The 14759-nt window shown below is 61.0% G+C and carries 12 protein-coding genes and 1 tRNA gene (1 of these 13 only partly in view); 1 reads left to right on the top strand and 12 read right to left on the bottom strand.

Annotation, left to right across the window (positions count from 1 at the left end; all coding sequences use genetic code 11):
* Positions 1-58: transfer RNA gene (locus ACIOYV_RS27025), tRNA-Val, on the bottom strand; it reaches 119 nt to the left of the window's first position.
* Positions 59-241: 183 nt separating this feature from the next.
* Between ACIOYV_RS27025 and ACIOYV_RS27020 the strand changes: the two genes are divergently transcribed.
* Positions 242-1525, top strand: coding sequence for an NAD(P)/FAD-dependent oxidoreductase (locus tag ACIOYV_RS27020; RefSeq protein WP_401328600.1), 1284 nt, complete (start codon positions 242-244; stop codon positions 1523-1525).
* A gap of 260 nt (positions 1526-1785) precedes the next feature.
* On the opposite strand, the gene ACIOYV_RS27015 is transcribed toward ACIOYV_RS27020, so the two are convergent.
* The 11 genes from ACIOYV_RS27015 to ACIOYV_RS26965 all read right to left on the bottom strand — a co-directional run bounded on the left by ACIOYV_RS27015 (position 1786) and on the right by ACIOYV_RS26965 (position 14756).
* The gene (locus ACIOYV_RS27015; protein ID WP_401328598.1) at positions 1786-2757 is read right to left on the bottom strand and encodes an XdhC family protein; all 972 of its coding nucleotides are present in this window, start codon (positions 2755-2757) and stop codon (positions 1786-1788) included.
* Between the two features lies 1 nt (position 2758).
* Complete coding sequence (locus ACIOYV_RS27010; RefSeq protein WP_401328596.1) at positions 2759-3994, bottom strand: c-type cytochrome; 1236 nt, start codon at positions 3992-3994, stop codon at positions 2759-2761.
* A 2-nt stretch (positions 3995-3996) separates the two neighbouring features.
* On the bottom strand, positions 3997-4536 hold the full coding sequence (locus ACIOYV_RS27005; protein WP_007982256.1) for a (2Fe-2S)-binding protein: 540 nt from the start codon (positions 4534-4536) through the stop codon (positions 3997-3999).
* Complete coding sequence (locus ACIOYV_RS27000) at positions 4529-7360, bottom strand: xanthine dehydrogenase family protein molybdopterin-binding subunit (protein ID WP_401328594.1); 2832 nt, start codon at positions 7358-7360, stop codon at positions 4529-4531. The genes ACIOYV_RS27005 and ACIOYV_RS27000 overlap by 8 nt, the downstream gene beginning before the upstream one ends.
* 443 nt (positions 7361-7803) lie before the next feature.
* Positions 7804-8436, bottom strand: coding sequence for an RraA family protein (locus tag ACIOYV_RS26995; RefSeq protein ID WP_401328591.1), 633 nt, complete (start codon positions 8434-8436; stop codon positions 7804-7806).
* Entirely contained in the window at positions 8427-9212 is a 786-nt protein-coding gene (locus ACIOYV_RS26990) for an IucA/IucC family C-terminal-domain containing protein (RefSeq protein WP_401328588.1), read from the bottom strand. The genes ACIOYV_RS26995 and ACIOYV_RS26990 overlap by 10 nt, the downstream gene beginning before the upstream one ends.
* A complete protein-coding gene (locus ACIOYV_RS26985; protein WP_401328586.1) occupies positions 9209-10000 on the bottom strand; it encodes an ABC transporter ATP-binding protein in 792 nt (263 codons plus the stop codon). Before ACIOYV_RS26985 ends, ACIOYV_RS26990 begins: the two co-directional genes overlap by 4 nt.
* A 12-nt stretch (positions 10001-10012) precedes the next feature.
* Positions 10013-11044: an iron chelate uptake ABC transporter family permease subunit gene (locus ACIOYV_RS26980; RefSeq protein WP_265044479.1), complete on the bottom strand. Its 1032-nt coding sequence runs from the start codon at positions 11042-11044 to the stop codon at positions 10013-10015.
* Complete coding sequence (locus tag ACIOYV_RS26975; protein ID WP_054615496.1) at positions 11037-12026, bottom strand: iron ABC transporter permease; 990 nt, start codon at positions 12024-12026, stop codon at positions 11037-11039. The genes ACIOYV_RS26980 and ACIOYV_RS26975 overlap by 8 nt, the downstream gene beginning before the upstream one ends.
* Positions 12023-12937: an ABC transporter substrate-binding protein gene (locus ACIOYV_RS26970; protein WP_054615497.1), complete on the bottom strand. Its 915-nt coding sequence runs from the start codon at positions 12935-12937 to the stop codon at positions 12023-12025. Before ACIOYV_RS26970 ends, ACIOYV_RS26975 begins: the two co-directional genes overlap by 4 nt.
* Positions 12927-14756, bottom strand: coding sequence for an IucA/IucC family protein (locus ACIOYV_RS26965; protein ID WP_401328582.1), 1830 nt, complete (start codon positions 14754-14756; stop codon positions 12927-12929). Before ACIOYV_RS26965 ends, ACIOYV_RS26970 begins: the two co-directional genes overlap by 11 nt.
* Between the last annotated feature and the right edge of the window lie 3 nt (positions 14757-14759).

The following is a 14759-nucleotide window of genomic DNA, read 5'->3' as shown; positions in this document are numbered from 1 at the left end:
CGAACCAACGACCCCCACCATGTCAAGGTGGTGCTCTAACCAACTGAGCTACGTGCCTGCTGTGAGGCGGCATTCTACGGAATTCCGGAGGGGTGTCAACACCTTTTTTCGAGCTAACCCTATGAATATGCAAAATATTTAATTTCGGTGCTGCGACGAAGATTTTCCGGTGGCTGGCGGTGGTTTTTTAACTCGGGTAGGATCGGCGGACTCGTAAAATATATTAAACAGAGGCTGCAGGATGGCGAACACCCCCTACCCAGAGTCCTATTACGCTGCATCGGCGAATGCGGTTCCGCCGCGTCCGGTTTTGCAGGATGAAGTAGAGACTGATGTCTGTGTGATCGGCGCCGGTTACACCGGTCTGTCCTCTGCCCTGTTTCTGCTGGAGAACGGTTTTAAGGTAACGGTGCTTGAGGCGGCCAAGGTTGGGTTTGGGGCGTCGGGGCGTAACGGTGGCCAGATCGTTAACAGTTATAGCCGTGACATTGATGTGATCGAGCGCAGTGTCGGGCCCAAGCAGGCGCAGTTGCTGGGGCAGATGGCGTTTGAGGGTGGACGGATCATTCGTGAGCGGGTCGCCAAATATAATATCCAGTGCGACTTGAAGGACGGCGGTGTGTTTGCGGCCATCACGGCCAAGCAGATGGGGCATCTGGAATCGCAGAAACGGCTGTGGGAGCGCTTCGGTCATACGCAGCTTGAGTTGCTGGATCAGAAGCGCATCCGTGAACTGGTGGCGTGCGATCAGTATGTCGGCGGCATGCTCGACATGAGTGGCGGGCATATTCATCCGTTGAACCTGGCGCTCGGTGAAGCGGCGGCCGTCGAGTCGCTGGGCGGCACTATTTATGAGCAGTCGCCGGCGGTGCGCATTGAGCGCGGGACGAATCCGGTGGTGCATACGCCGCAGGGTAAGGTTCGGGCCAAGTTCATCATCGTTGCGGGCAACGCTTACCTCGGCAATCTGGTGCCGGAGTTGGCGGCGAAGTCGATGCCGTGCGGGACTCAGGTGATCACCACTGAGCCGTTGGGCGATGCGTTGGCCAAGGCGCTGTTGCCGCAGGATTACTGTGTCGAGGACTGCAATTACCTGCTTGATTACTACCGTTTGACCGGGGATAAGCGCTTGGTCTTCGGCGGTGGCGTGGTGTATGGCGCGCGGGATCCGGCGAACATTGAGGCGATTATTCGGCCGAAGATGCTCAAGGCGTTTCCGCAGTTGAAAGACGTGAAGATTGATTACGCCTGGACCGGAAATTTCCTGCTGACGTTGTCGCGTCTTCCACAGGTCGGGCGGCTGGGGGATAACATTTATTATTCCCAGGGTTGCAGCGGGCATGGGGTGACGTATACGCATTTGGCGGGCAAGGTGCTGGCCGAGGCGTTGCGCGGGCAGGCTGAGCGGTTCGATGCGTTTGCGGATTTGCCGCATTACCCGTTTCCGGGTGGGCAATTGTTGCGCACGCCATTTGCGGCGTTGGGGGCCTGGTATTACGGGTTGCGGGATAAGTTTGGGTACTAAGCAACACCGCAACCCCCTGTAGGAGCTGAGCTTGCTCGCGAAGAGGCCGTGTCAGTCGACATTAATGTTGCCTTATACGCCGCCTTCGCGAGCAAGCTTCGCTCCTACAGGGGGTTGCGGTGTCAGTCGACGTTAATGTTGCCTGATACGCCGCCTTCGCGAGCAAGCTTCGCTCCTACAGGGGGTTGGGTGTCAGGCAACGGTGAGGGTGTCTGACAGGCCGCCTTCGCGAGCAGGCTCGCTCCCACAGGGGAACGGGGTTAGAGGCGATTTCGGGGGATGCCGCTTCGTATTCGCAGGATATCGGCGAGTACGGCGAGGGCGATTTCTGCGGGGGTTTTGCTGCCTAGGTTCAGGCCAATCGGCGCATGAATTCTTGCCAGCTCCACATCCCCCAACCCTCCAATCCTGCGCAACCGCTCAAAGCGCTTTTGCGATGTCTGCATCGACCCCATCACACCGATGTAAAACGCATCGGTGCGCACCGCTTCCATCATCGCCAAATCATCAATGCGCGGATCGTGAGTCAACGCCACCACCGCCGTGTCGCTGTGACAGCCACCATCAGCGATAAACACCGAAGGCAACTGACGCCGAATCTCGACGCCGTCCAGCACCACGCCTTCCAGCACTTCATCGCGAGGATCACAAAGGATCACCTCGAAACCCAGGCCCACGGCAAATTCCGCACACGCCTGGGCCACGCTGGAATACCCCGCCAGCAATAAGCGCTGAGCCGCGCCGATCCGCACGCGCACCCGGTCGATCTCGCGTTCGATGCGCACACCTTGCTCGCTGTCCGCGATCACACTGCGTGCACCGCTGGCCAGATCGACCTCGCGGATCAACCGACGCTGCCCGAGCAACGCCGATTCCAGTTCCCGCAAATGCGCCTGAACTTCGCAATCCGAATCAAGCTTCTCCACCAGCACATCGAGCACGCCGCCACACGGCAGGCTCACTCGCGAACGTGGGTCATCGCCTTCGCCGTAACGCACGACGCTGACGGCTTGCTCGAACAAACCCTCAGCGACGCGCTCAAGGAAATCCTCCTCAACGCAGCCTCCGGACAGCGAACCGATCCACTGCCCTTGCGCGTTCACCGCCAGCAGCGAGCCCGGCGCACGGGGCGCCGAGCCGTAGGTGGCGAGCACCGTGCACAACCACACACGCTGCCCGGCCACCGACCATTCCAGTGCTCGGCGCACCACTTGCAGATCGAGATGCTGCATGTCAGTGCGCCTTGTGCTCGGCCGGTGGTGCGTCCGCTTGCAGCTTCTGCACATCACTCACCGCCAGCTCACTCGACTGACCGCCCCAACCCTGACGCAGGTAGTTCAGCAGATCGGTCAGTTGCTCATGATTGAGTTTTTCGGCAAAGCCCGGCATCGGTTGCATGCGTTCGAACCCGGCGAATTTCTGTTCGCCGATGCCGTCCTCGATCACTCGCAACAGGTTGCGCGGATCTTCCAGGCGCAACGTGGTGTTGCCGCGCATGGCCACCGCGATGTGCGGCTTGCCCTCGCCGTTCGGCGCGTGGCAACCGGCACACACGTTCAGGTAATCCTGGCGACCGCGCTGGGCGCTTGGGCTCATCTTGTCCAGCGGCACTTCGGTCAGCACTTTGGCCGCAGGCGCTGGATCGCCCAGCAGGTACGTCGCCATCGCCGCCAGGTCTGGGTCGCTGAGGCCTTGAGTGCTGTTGTGGAACACCGGGAACATCTCGTTGAACATCGTGCCCTGGGCGCTCATGCCGTGCTTGAGGAAGGTGCTCAAGTCCTGTTGATTCCAGCCGCGAGCGGCCAGATCAGTGGCCAACAGGCTTGGCGCCAGGTAGCCGTTGAGCAAACCGCCGGTCAGGCGTTTGTCCATCTGCATCGCACCGGGCAAACCGCGTGGGGTGTGGCATTCGCCGCAGTGGCCAAGCACTTCGACCATGTATTCGCCGCGCTTGAAGGCTTCACTTTTACCCTCGGTCGGCGCGAGTTTCACGTCCTTGCCGTAGAGCATGTTCCAGCCCATCAAACCCAGGCGCACGTTGAACGGGAAGCTCAGGCTGGTGACCGGTGCTGCGCGCTCAATCGGCTCGACGGTTTTCAGGTACGCGTGAATCGCGTCCGAGTCTTCGCGCGGCATCAGGTGATACGAGGTGTAGGGCATCGCCGGGTACAGGTTCGCGCCATCCCGGCGTTTGCCTTCGGTGAGCGCGGCGAAGAATTCGGCATCGGTATACAGACCGATGCCGTGCTCTTTGCTCGGGGTGATATTGGTGCCGTAGATCGTGCCGAACGGCGAGACAATCGGCAGCCCCCCCGCATACGGCGCGCCGCCCGGTGCGGTGTGGCACGCCATGCAGTCAGCCGCGCGAGCGAGGTATTCGCCGCGTTTCACCTGATCATCCGCGTGGGCCAATAACACCGGCGCAGCCAGGCCGACCGCCAGCGTCAGGCGGGAAAGTAGTTGCTTCATGCTTAACCCTCCTTGACCAGGCCGAGATCGGTCAGCACGTTGCGCGTCGCGCTGTAGTAGCGCACATAGCCGGTGCAGCGGCAGATGTGATGGCCGAGGCTGTCTTCGATGACTTTTTCCAACTGGCTTTTCACGATGGGCTGACGCTGGAGTTTTTCCACCAGCACTGTCGCGGCGTTGACGAAACCCGGTGCGCAATAGCTGCACTGGAAGGCGAATTCATCAACGAAACGCTGTTGGATCGGGTTCAGTTCAGTGACCTTGCCCTGTTCATCGCGGGTCGCGTGGCCTTCGATGGTCCGCACTTTCTTGCCTTCGAAGTAGTGCGCGCCGGTGATGCAGGTGCGCACTTCTTCGCTGGTGCCGTCGGGGTTATCGACGATCACCACACAGGCGTGGCAGATGCCCTGGCCGCAGCCGAGGCGCGAGCCGGTGAGGTTTTTGTATTCGTGCAGGTAATCGATCATCGGCAGGTCATCAGGGATGTCCACCGGGCCGACGGATTGACCGTTGAGGGTCAGTTGAAGCGGACGGTTAGCCATTGAGGGCCTCCTTGATGCGTGCGGAAGTGATAGGCAGGTCGCGGACCCGTTTGCCGATGGCGTGCGCCACGGCGTTACCGATGGCGCCGACCACCGGGATCATCACCACTTCGGCAATGCCCTTGGACGGATCGCTCGGCGACAGCGGCGGCAGGATCTCGGCGGTCTGGTTCCAGACGGCAACGTGCCGGGCCATCGGCAAGCGGTAACGGTTGAAGTTCCAGTCACCCTCCCCCGGCCCGCCTTCGTACAGCGGCATCTCTTCGAGCAGCGCATGGCCGATACCCATGGCGATCCCGCCTTCGAGCTGGCCCTTGACCAGTTCTTCCACCAGCACCCGACCGCACTCGACCCACGAGTGATGGTTGAGTACTTGCACTTCGGCGGAGCCTTTGTTCACTTTCAATTCCACCAGCGTCGCGACCGGGCTGTAGTAAGTCACCGCCGCGTTGTTCAACTGGGTGTCCGGGTAGTGCACGTTCTGGCGGTCCAGCAAGTGGAAACCGGCGCTGATCATCTGCGCTTTCTTCGCGTTCGGAGCACCGTCGCCGTACTTCACCGCCAAGCCGTCGAGGGGCAGACGCTCGCGCACGCCGTCGATGCTGAACTCGGCCTCGGCCCAGCTCCAGCGGTTGAAACCGTGCACGGTTGCGCCGGTCACCAGGCCTTTTTCGTGGGCGTGTTTCGCCAGTTGTTCAAAGCTCAGCGGCTGCATGCCGTTGGCGGTGAGTTTGCCGTCGACCCAATGCGCATCTTCGCGACGCACCACGTACGGATTGGCCTGGCCGCCGTAAGGGCCCTGGCCCCAGATCTGCAACGCTGCCGGCCACAAGCCGTGGTTGAACAGCACGCGGGACGCTTCACGGGTGGCGTGGCTGAAGTAGTACGCGGAGTTGGTCGCCGACGAGGCCGAGGCGAGTTTGCCGACCCAGCGCGGGTTGCGCAGAAATCCGTCCTGCTCGGCCTGGCTCATGATGTACGGGTTGCCGCCGGTGATCAGCTGCAACTCTTTCCATTCGGTTTCGCCGGTCTTCACTTCGGTGGCCGGGATGCCGATGAAATCCGCCACCACCAAGGCTTGGGAGGTGGACATGCCGGTGCCGATTTCGATGCCGATATGACGCAGGGTCACGTGGCCTTCGGCGGTGAATTCGATGCTGGCCATTGGCGCTTCGGAACCGGTGCCGAAGTCTTTCTGGCAGATGGCGAAACCGACGCCGTACCAGTGATCCGGGTCGGCAGCTTCGCGCTGAAGCTTGATCAGGTCGCGGCTTTTCCAGACTTCGTGGGCGGAGGCCTTGTCGAGAATTTCGTGCAGGCGCAAGGCTCCGGCCGGAACCGCGCCCTGGGTGTTTTTCATGCCCGAGAGCATGGCGTTTTTCTTGCGCAAATCGATGGCATCGATGCCGAGGCGACCAGCGATTTCGTCGACCATCATCTCGGTCGACGCCATGCTTTGCAGGGTGCCGTAGCCACGCATCGAGCCGGCTTCAACAGCGCGGGAATGGTAGGCCGTGACCTGCAAATCGTTCTGCGGCATGTAGTAGATCGACTGCGCCGCCGTGGCGCCAACCGCCGCTACTGAAGGGCTGTAGTTGATCCTTCCTCCACCGTCGACGCTCATTTCGGCGCGGAAAATCTTGAAGCTGTGATCGTTTTTGTCCACGGCCAATTGGTAGCGGATGTCGAACGGGTGACGCTTGATGCCGCTCTGGAATTGCTCGTAACGGTCGTTGGCCAGACGCACCGGCACACCGGCGCCGTACAACGCGGCCAATGCGGCGTAGTAGACGAAGATGTTGTGGTCTTTTGAGCCATAACCGACGGTGTAGCCAGGGTGCATATTCAGGTTGGCCAGGCCGAAACGCGACGGTGCGATCATCTTCGCGGTTTCGGTGGCGGCTTCCAGCGGGCACTGGGTGGCGACCACAAAGTGCAGAGTCTTGGTTGCCGGGTCGTACCAGCCGTTGCCGTTGTCCGGCTCCATGGCGGCGGGTTCGATCGACGGGGTTTTGTAGCGCTCGTCGAACACCAGCCAGTTGTCCGGCGGCGAGTCGATTTGCTGCTTCATGCGGTCGGCGTAGAACAAGCCGCGCTCGGTCAGGTTGCCGTGCAGATCTGGCTGCGAATTCCACACCGGGCGACGGTTTTTCAGCATCGGGAATAGGATCGAATCCTTGAGGCTGGCGAATTCGTCTTCGTCCGCCGATGTCGCACCGCCGACGCGTACGTAGCGGAAACTGCCATACGGATCGCCTTCGTAGAACGGCACCTGAGCACCGTAACGAATCGCTTTGTCATTGAATTTGAGTTTGGCCTTGGCCTGGCGGAAACGCTCGAAGTCGTTCCAGATCAGGATCGCCACCGGATGACCGATGAACATCGGCACCTTTCCTTCGGGCAGCAGCGGATCGGGCGCGTGCTCTTCCGGGAAGACGATGCCGTCCTTGTCGAGGTCGGCGGCGGTGACGATGCGGTCGGGCTGCAAGTCAGCGCCAAGCCATGCCAGGTCTACACCTGCGTAGATGCGGTCGGCCTTGGTGGTTTTCAGCAACATGGCGTGGCCCTGCTGCTGCGGCCAGCCCGGCATGTCCTTGGCGCGGATGTCGCGGGCAAAGACTTTGCTGCCGCAGACCTTGGACAAGGCATCGTTACGCGAGCGCGCCTTGCCGTTGTTGCCGAGCCATTGCTCGGACGGCACGGTCACGCTGTTTTCCATCAAGGCAGCCAGCGCCTGGGAGCTGAGCGGCGTGAGCGTCACGCTCACACCCGCCACCAGCCCGCCCTGAAGGAACGAGCGCCGGGAGATATCACGGTTGGACATGGATCATCCTCTGGGCGGTTATAGGTCCGCCCTTCTGGTTATGTTCTGGGGATCTCGAGTCTTGCAGAAGCGCTTTTGGACGAAGCAAAAGGCTGTATTTGACAGTGCAAAGCTGACCGAAAGGTTAACTTTATAGGTTTCTGCGCTTGCGGCAAACAACCGGTTACAAAAAAACTGACCAACGAATCAAAATATTGCTGCATTGCGCGGCAATACATCGCTGGAAATGCTGATCTCTATCGATGAAAAACGCTGTCCCCTGTAGGAGCGAGGCTTGCCCGCGAAGGCGTCCTTGAGATCGCTATCGCGGGCAAGCCTTGCTCCTACAGGTGGTGCCCTCGAGGACGCCTTCGCGGGCAAGCCTCGCTCCTACAGGTGGTGCCCTCGAGGACGCCTTCGCGGGCAAGCCTCGCTCCTACAGGTTTTACGTGAGCCGGGCAGCTCTAGCTACGTCGGGCTTCGAGTTTCTGGAGGAATTCTGCGCGGCGGCGTTGGTCGGCTTCTTCTTTGGCCATCAATTCGGGCAATAGCTCGGCAGCACGCCCGGCATCGAGAATGAAGACGCCGTCATCGTCACCAATGGCCAGATCCCCCGGATGCACCGTCACCTCGCCAATCCGGATAGGCTGATTGACCTCACCCTGAACGCCAATGCCACGCGTGGTGTACGCACTGACGTCGCGACAAAACACCGGCAACCCATGTTGGCGTAGCGCACTGACATCGGTGACCGCGCCCGACACCACCACTCCGGCCAACCCTTTGATCAGTCCTGCCAAGGTGCGCAATTCACCCCAACAGCCGCATTCATCATCGCCCACGCATTCGATTACCAACACATCCCCCGGCTGACTCAACAACAGCGCCTCACGCAAAACACTGCCATCCGGCGGGAAGACTTTGACCGTGACCACATTGCCAACCATGCGGATGTCGTTGAACAGCGGTTTGATCCCGCGCAGAAAGCCAAGATCGGAAAAGTGACCGATGGTGGACGGCGGGATCGACTGGTACTTGGCGATCAACTCCGGGCTGAGGTTTTGCTGGCGGGGATTGATCAGGTAACTCATCGGCATTTTTTCCCCGGACGCAGCAATGGGCAGGTCGAGCAGTATTCAGCAGGCTCGGTGGCCAGGTAGTAAAAGCAGCAAGTGCGGCGAAAGCGGATGCTGCGTTGCCCGTCGTCCACCAGCGTCGGCGGTCGGCGGAAATGGCTCAGCGGGTTGTAATCGAGGCCGAACAGCGCGGGTTCGGCTTGGGTCATCAGCCAGGTGAAATCCGCTTCACATCGCTCGCGCACCGCCGGGTCGTCGATTTTCGCCATGCGCTTTTCATACAGCGAGTACACACGCACAGCGGTGTTTTCCCAAAGGATGCGCCGGGAAACACCGGTGATGCGGTTGAAGGTTTGCCACAGCGGTTTCAGCAAGTCGGCGAACAGCGCTTGAACGATGGTTTCGCGCCAGGCTTCACGTTCGCCCGCTTCATATGTCAGCGGAAAGGAATGGCTAATCGGCATCGAAGACGTCCACAACCCGTCGTCGTGACCATGCTCGACCACCGTATTGTCCAGCGACATCAGCAAGCCTTTGTCATACACCGACATCGCATACAAACAGGCGCCGGTCGCCAGAAACGATAAACGCTTGCCGAGCAACGAGGCGGTAATCGCCCGAGTCGGCGAGCCGATCACCGGGCCCAACGCGTCCAGCAGTTGCACGCACACGTCCTCTTGCAACAAATCCCGAGCCATCAACGAACGCAGCGAATCACGTTCAGCGCTGTCCTTGAGCCGCAGCCCGCCGGACAACACCGCCCACTCCGACTCAGTGAAATGCCCAGCCAGATTCATTGCGGCAATTCCCGGCCAAACGGAATGCACAGCGGCGTGCCGAAGAACGGATCGGGAATGATCCGGCAATTGAGGTCGAACACGGTTTTGACCAGCGCCTCGGTCAGCACTTCATCGGGCCGGCCTTGGGCGAACGCGGTCTGGTTGTGCACCGCGACCATGTGGTCGGCGTAACGGCATGCGAGGTTGAGGTCGTGCAGGACCATGATGATGGTTTTGTTTTCGAGCCGGTTGAGGTCGCGCAGCAGGTCCAGCACTTCGATCTGATGCGCCAGGTCGAGGAACGTGGTCGGTTCGTCGAGCAGCACGATGCCGGTGTCCTGGGCCAGGGTCATGGCGATCCACGCGCGCTGGCGCTGACCACCGGATAACGCGTCCACCGGCCGATCCGCCAGGGCCAGCAGACTGGTTTGCGTCAGCGCGCGGTTGACCATGGCTTCGTCTTCCGCCGACCACTGTTGCATCCAGCTCTGATACGGATAGCGCCCCAGCGCCACCAATTGCCGCACGGTGATGCCCTCCGGCGCGCTCGGGGTTTGCGGCAAAATCGCCAGCTCCCGAGCCACGGCGGCGGTGGATTTTTGCTGGATATCCACACCGTTGAGAATCACCGAGCCCTGCTGCGGTTTCAGCAGGCGGGCGAAGGATTTGAGCAAGGTGCTTTTGCCGCAGCCGTTGCTGCCGATCAATACCGAAATCTTGCCTTGGGGCAGTTGCATGTCCAGCGCGTCAATAATCACCTGGCGCTGATAACTCAGGGTCAGGCCGCGACTTGCAATCGACGTCATACGTTGAATTCCTTAATGACGTTGTTTAATCAACAGATAGAGAAAAAAGGGTGTGCCGAGCACGGCGACAAAAATCCCGGCGGGCAGATCCAGCGGCAAAAACAGCGTGCGCCCGGCCAGATCAGCCAGCACCACCAGGTTCGCGCCGACCAGCGCCGCCATCACCGCCTGACCGCCAAACCCCGGCGCCACCAAGCGCTTGGCAATGTGCGGCGCAATCAACCCGACAAACGCAATCGCCCCGCCCCAGGCAATCGCCGCACCGGCCAACGCCACGCTGACCAGCAACAGACCAGCGCGCAGCCACTGCACGCGTACGCCGATGCCCATGGCGAGGCTGTCATCCAGTTGTTGCACCATCACCTGCCGCGCCAGAAAAACCAGCAGCGGACAAATGCCCAATAACCACGAGCCCAGCGCCAGCGGTTCAGGCCAACTGGCACCGTACACGCTGCCGGTCAGCCAGACATAGGCCGACAGGGTCGTGGTCAACGGACTGAACACCAGAATGAACGTGGTGGCGGCGGTCAACATCGCGGAGATGCCGACGCCGATCAACACCAGCCGCAGTGGTGAAGTCCCCTGTTTCCAGGCCAGCAAATAAATCGCCAATGCTGCCAGCCCAGCACCGAGCATCGCCGCCAGCGGCAGATACTGTTGGCCCAGCGCCACCGAGAAAAACGACAAGTACAACACCGCCGCCGCACTCGCGCCGCTGGTAATTCCCAGCAGGTCCGGTGAGGCCAACGGGTTGCGGATGATGCTTTGCAGGATCAGCCCGGACACCGACAACGCCGCGCCCACCAGCGCCGCCAACAACAGGCGCGGAAAGCGCAGTTGCTCGACGATAAACGTCAGGCTGGCGTCCTGGTTCGAGAACAATATGCGCAGCACTTCCAAGGGCGAGAGCATGACTTTGCCCAGGGACAGCGAGCCGAGCATGATCAATGCAGTGACAACCACGGCCGCCAACAAACGCCACAACGTCGCGACATTGATCCGCCGGGAAAACCCGCTGCGACGCCAGGTCAGGACCTTATCCATAACGACCTCCACGGCGCGCCAACAGAATGAAAAACGGCGCGCCGAACAGTGCGGTCATCACGCCCACCGGCACTTCTTGCGGCAGGATCAGCACCCGCGACAAGGTATCCGCCAGCAGCAACACAATCGCACCGAGCAGCGCACTCCCCGGCAGCAACCAGCGATGGTCAATCGACAACCCCTTGCGCACCATGTGCGGCACCAGCAACCCGATAAAGCCGATACTGCCGGCCAACGCCACCGCGCTGCCCGCCAGGCACACCACCAGCACGGCCATCAACAAGCGGATCAAACCGGTGCGCTGTCCGAGGCCGGTAGCAATTTCTTCGCCGGCGTTCAGCACATTGACCTGCCCCGCCAGCAACATCGAGCCGAACAAGCCGAGCACGCCACACAGCAACAACGGCGCGGCGACCGACAGGCTGCGTTCGGTCAACGAACCGGCGAGCCAGAACAGCACCGTGTCCAGTCCATCCTGATTGACCACCAGCAATGCCTGGCTGAACGCGGAAAACAACGCCGCCATCGCCGCACCCGCCAGCACGATACGCAACGGGCTGAGACTGCCCTGCCCCATGTTGCCGATCAGCCACACCAGACTGCCCGCCACCGCCGCGCCGATAAACGCGCACCACAGCCACGCGTCCGGGGATGCCAGGGAAAACAACGAGGAACCGAGGATGATAAAAAACGTCGCGCCGGCATTGATCCCGAACAGGCCGGGGGACGCCAGCGGATTGCGGGTCAGCGCTTGCATCAGTGCGCCGGCCACCGCGAGGCTCGCGCCGACGGCCATGGCCATCAAGGTGCGCGACAGGCGCGTAGTGGTCACCAGCACATGGCTGACGCTCAACGGATCGGGATGCACGAATGCCGCTGCAATTTCCGAAAGCGGAATCCAGGTCGCGCCGACCGCCAGGCTCAACACGCAGCTCAGCAACAACACAACGCCCGCACTCCACATCTTCAACGCATTGCTCATGAAGCTTTAACCAGACGGGCGACATCGTCGAGCATCAGATTCGCGCCAAGCATGCCACCCGACAGGCTCCACGCCACGCCATCAACCCGCCACACCTGGCCTTGTTGCGGCGCGCGCATTTGCTGCCACAGCGGATGCTGCACCAGGCTTTCATAATTTCGCTGCACTGCCGCTTTCTCCGCGCGCAAGAAGATGAAGAAAATATCGGCATTCACCACGGCGAGACTTTCCTTGCTGGTGAGCTTGATCGACACCCCGCTCGCCGCCCGACTGGCTTCGCTCCAATCAAAGCCCAATTCAGTGATCACGGAGCCTGGAAAACTCGCCGGCAAATAGCTGCGGATGTGGTCTTCGCGGACATCGAGAATCGACACCGTCGGCGGCCAGCGTCCGGCAAACTTCTGCTGCAATTGCAGGCGCAGTTGCGCCACCCGCTGTTGCCAGTGGGCCAAGACCTCGTCCGCCTGTTGCTGGCGGTACAACGCCAGGCCCATCAGCGCCAGAGTCTTTTTGAACTCGAACACTTCCTCCAGCATCACCACCGGAGCGATCTGCTTGAGCAACGGGGCGATGCGTTCATGGCGAAAGCGCGAGGCGATGATCACGTCCGGTTTGAGCAGCGCGATGTCTTCAAGACTGGGTTGAGTCTCCAGCCCGACGTGGGGCACATCCTCCAGCGCCCAGCGCAGATAGTGATAGGTGGGTTTCTCGCTCCAGGAATCCACTATGCCGCACGGCGTAACGCCCAACGCCACGGCGCTGTCGGAGGCACCCTGAAACAAGGTGATCACCCGCAGCGGCGCGGCGTCGGTCTGTGCCCATGCGGGCATGGAAAACTTGACTGCAAGCACGCCCAACGACAGGCGCAACAGCGTGCGCCTGGTGGGATGAGGTTGAAGGTCAGTCTTCACGATGCAACCGGTGGAACGGGTTCACCACCTGGCCTTTGCCGAACGGCATGCTGCCGGGGCCGCCCGCTCGCTCGATCATCGGCGTGAGCAGCAACTTCTGTGGCCAGTGCGGTGCTTCGAACAGTTGCTGTTTAATCATCGCCCGAGCTTCGGTGTCGAAGTCGATGGTGTCAACCAACTCGTTCAACACTTCGCCCATCGCCTTCCACAAATCGCGCTCTGGCAACCCGTAAACCACCGCCAGAGTTTCGATGATCGAGCGGAAGTTGACCTGGATGCCGAGAGTCTGCAGCCAGAACAACAGGTCTTCAGGACGCTCGTGATACAGCGTGTTGGCGTGGCCCTTCTTCAAGCGGTACGCCGGATCAGCGAGGCCGTTGCGTTCCAGCCATGGCACGAAGATGCGCAGCGAATCGTGATCGCGCAGCAGCAAGCCCTGGGCATGACCGGCCTTCCACACCAGCACCGCGTTTTGCCCGTGGATCTCGCCGAGCATGCCGATGCGGAACATCCGCAGGTTGATGTCGAAGAAGCTGTGGCTCAATTCGCGGAACAACGTCATCACCGACGCGGCGTTGGCCGGCAGTTGACGGTAGGCCATCCAGTCATCGAAGAAGTGCTGGTTGCTGCCGGGCAGCGGCGTGCCGAGGGCGGCCATCGGCACCAGTCGGGTGTCCCGATCTTCCAGCAGCGCCGGTGGATAACCACGGACCATGGCAGCCAAGTGACGCGGCGCTTCGTCGAACAATGTCGCGTCAGGCGGCATGAACGCCCACCACTTGGTTTCATCGCACAGGTGCAGTTTCTCTTGCAGGGTTTCGTCCTTGCCCAGCGCCTGGCGCAGCAGCTTTTCACTCAAGCCGCCGTTGATCATCTTCACCGCCGGCAGGTAACGCGAGGCGCCGAGGGAATAGATCGCCATCGGCAACTTGAGGTAATCGGCGCTGTTGAAGCACGGGGTCATCGAACGCAGCGACGAAGTGGCGTAGAAATCACCGTCGTTGAAGTCCAGGCGTTGGCAGTCACCCTTGGCGAACGCATCGCCGAGCTGCGCTTCCAGCACATGATCGAACTGCCAAGGATGCACCGGCAGCGCGATATGGCTCTCGTAAATGCCCCGTTGCTGCATCTCGTGTTGCAGGCCGGCGTGCAGCGCGAATGGCAGTAAATGCTCGGCGGGATTATCCAGCGCCAAGTCAGTCACACCATCGCCGCATTGCAGCAACGTGCGGTCGATGGCGACCCAATTCAGCGCCACCGGGCGGGCGAATTCCGCTTGATAGTGCTGATATTCAGCGTCGTTCAAACCCTGCTTGGCTTTGGCCAATGGGTGATAAGGACGATCACGCAACGAAGCCCACTGCTCCATGGTCAGGAAAAAGTCGGCGTTGCTCTTTTCCAGCAAGCGCTCGCTGTTGACCCGATGGGCCAGGGACAGCTCGGTCTGGCGCACGCTGGTGCGCAGCACGTCGAGGAACAGCGCGAAGCCCTTTTCATTGTCCTGGTAGCGGTCGGTCATCCCGGCCAGTACCTGGGTCATAAAGGCTTCGGGAGACAACTCGATCAGTTGGCCATTCTCGCGACCCAATACCGGCGTACCCGGGACTTTCTCCCATTGCTGGGTGATGCCGGGGCGCAGGGCGACGAAGATTGAACCCTTCCATTCCCAGATGCGCTGCTCGGCGCTCAATCCGCTGAACGGCTGGTCGGCTGCGGGTGCCTCCAGGTTCAGCGGCTCGGTCCCGAAAAAATGTTCGGCCAGCAAACAATCGACCAGATCCTGCATCACTCTGTCGGCGGCCATTGTGGTGAAGTTCATCGG

This window comes from Pseudomonas sp. NPDC087342, from assembly GCF_044744265.1.
In the GTDB taxonomy this organism is placed as follows: Bacteria; Pseudomonadota; Gammaproteobacteria; order Pseudomonadales; family Pseudomonadaceae; genus Aquipseudomonas; species Aquipseudomonas nunensis.
This window is presented reverse-complemented; position numbering and strand designations above follow the sequence as displayed.

Coding starts and splice junctions, on each gene's coding strand:
- ACIOYV_RS27020 (WP_401328600.1), top strand. CDS start 242: ATGGCGAACACCCCCTACCCAGAGTCCTATTACGCTGCATCGGCGAAT.
- ACIOYV_RS26965 (WP_401328582.1), bottom strand. CDS start 14,756: ATGAACTTCACCACAATGGCCGCCGACAGAGTGATGCAGGATCTGGTC.
- ACIOYV_RS27005 (WP_007982256.1), bottom strand. CDS start 4,536: ATGGCTAACCGTCCGCTTCAACTGACCCTCAACGGTCAATCCGTCGGC.
- ACIOYV_RS27000 (WP_401328594.1), bottom strand. CDS start 7,360: ATGTCCAACCGTGATATCTCCCGGCGCTCGTTCCTTCAGGGCGGGCTG.
- ACIOYV_RS26985 (WP_401328586.1), bottom strand. CDS start 10,000: ATGACGTCGATTGCAAGTCGCGGCCTGACCCTGAGTTATCAGCGCCAG.
- ACIOYV_RS27010 (WP_401328596.1), bottom strand. CDS start 3,994: ATGAAGCAACTACTTTCCCGCCTGACGCTGGCGGTCGGCCTGGCTGCG.
- ACIOYV_RS26975 (WP_054615496.1), bottom strand. CDS start 12,026: ATGAGCAATGCGTTGAAGATGTGGAGTGCGGGCGTTGTGTTGTTGCTG.
- ACIOYV_RS26995 (WP_401328591.1), bottom strand. CDS start 8,436: ATGCCGATGAGTTACCTGATCAATCCCCGCCAGCAAAACCTCAGCCCG.
- ACIOYV_RS26980 (WP_265044479.1), bottom strand. CDS start 11,044: ATGGATAAGGTCCTGACCTGGCGTCGCAGCGGGTTTTCCCGGCGGATC.
- ACIOYV_RS26990 (WP_401328588.1), bottom strand. CDS start 9,212: ATGAATCTGGCTGGGCATTTCACTGAGTCGGAGTGGGCGGTGTTGTCC.
- ACIOYV_RS27015 (WP_401328598.1), bottom strand. CDS start 2,757: ATGCAGCATCTCGATCTGCAAGTGGTGCGCCGAGCACTGGAATGGTCG.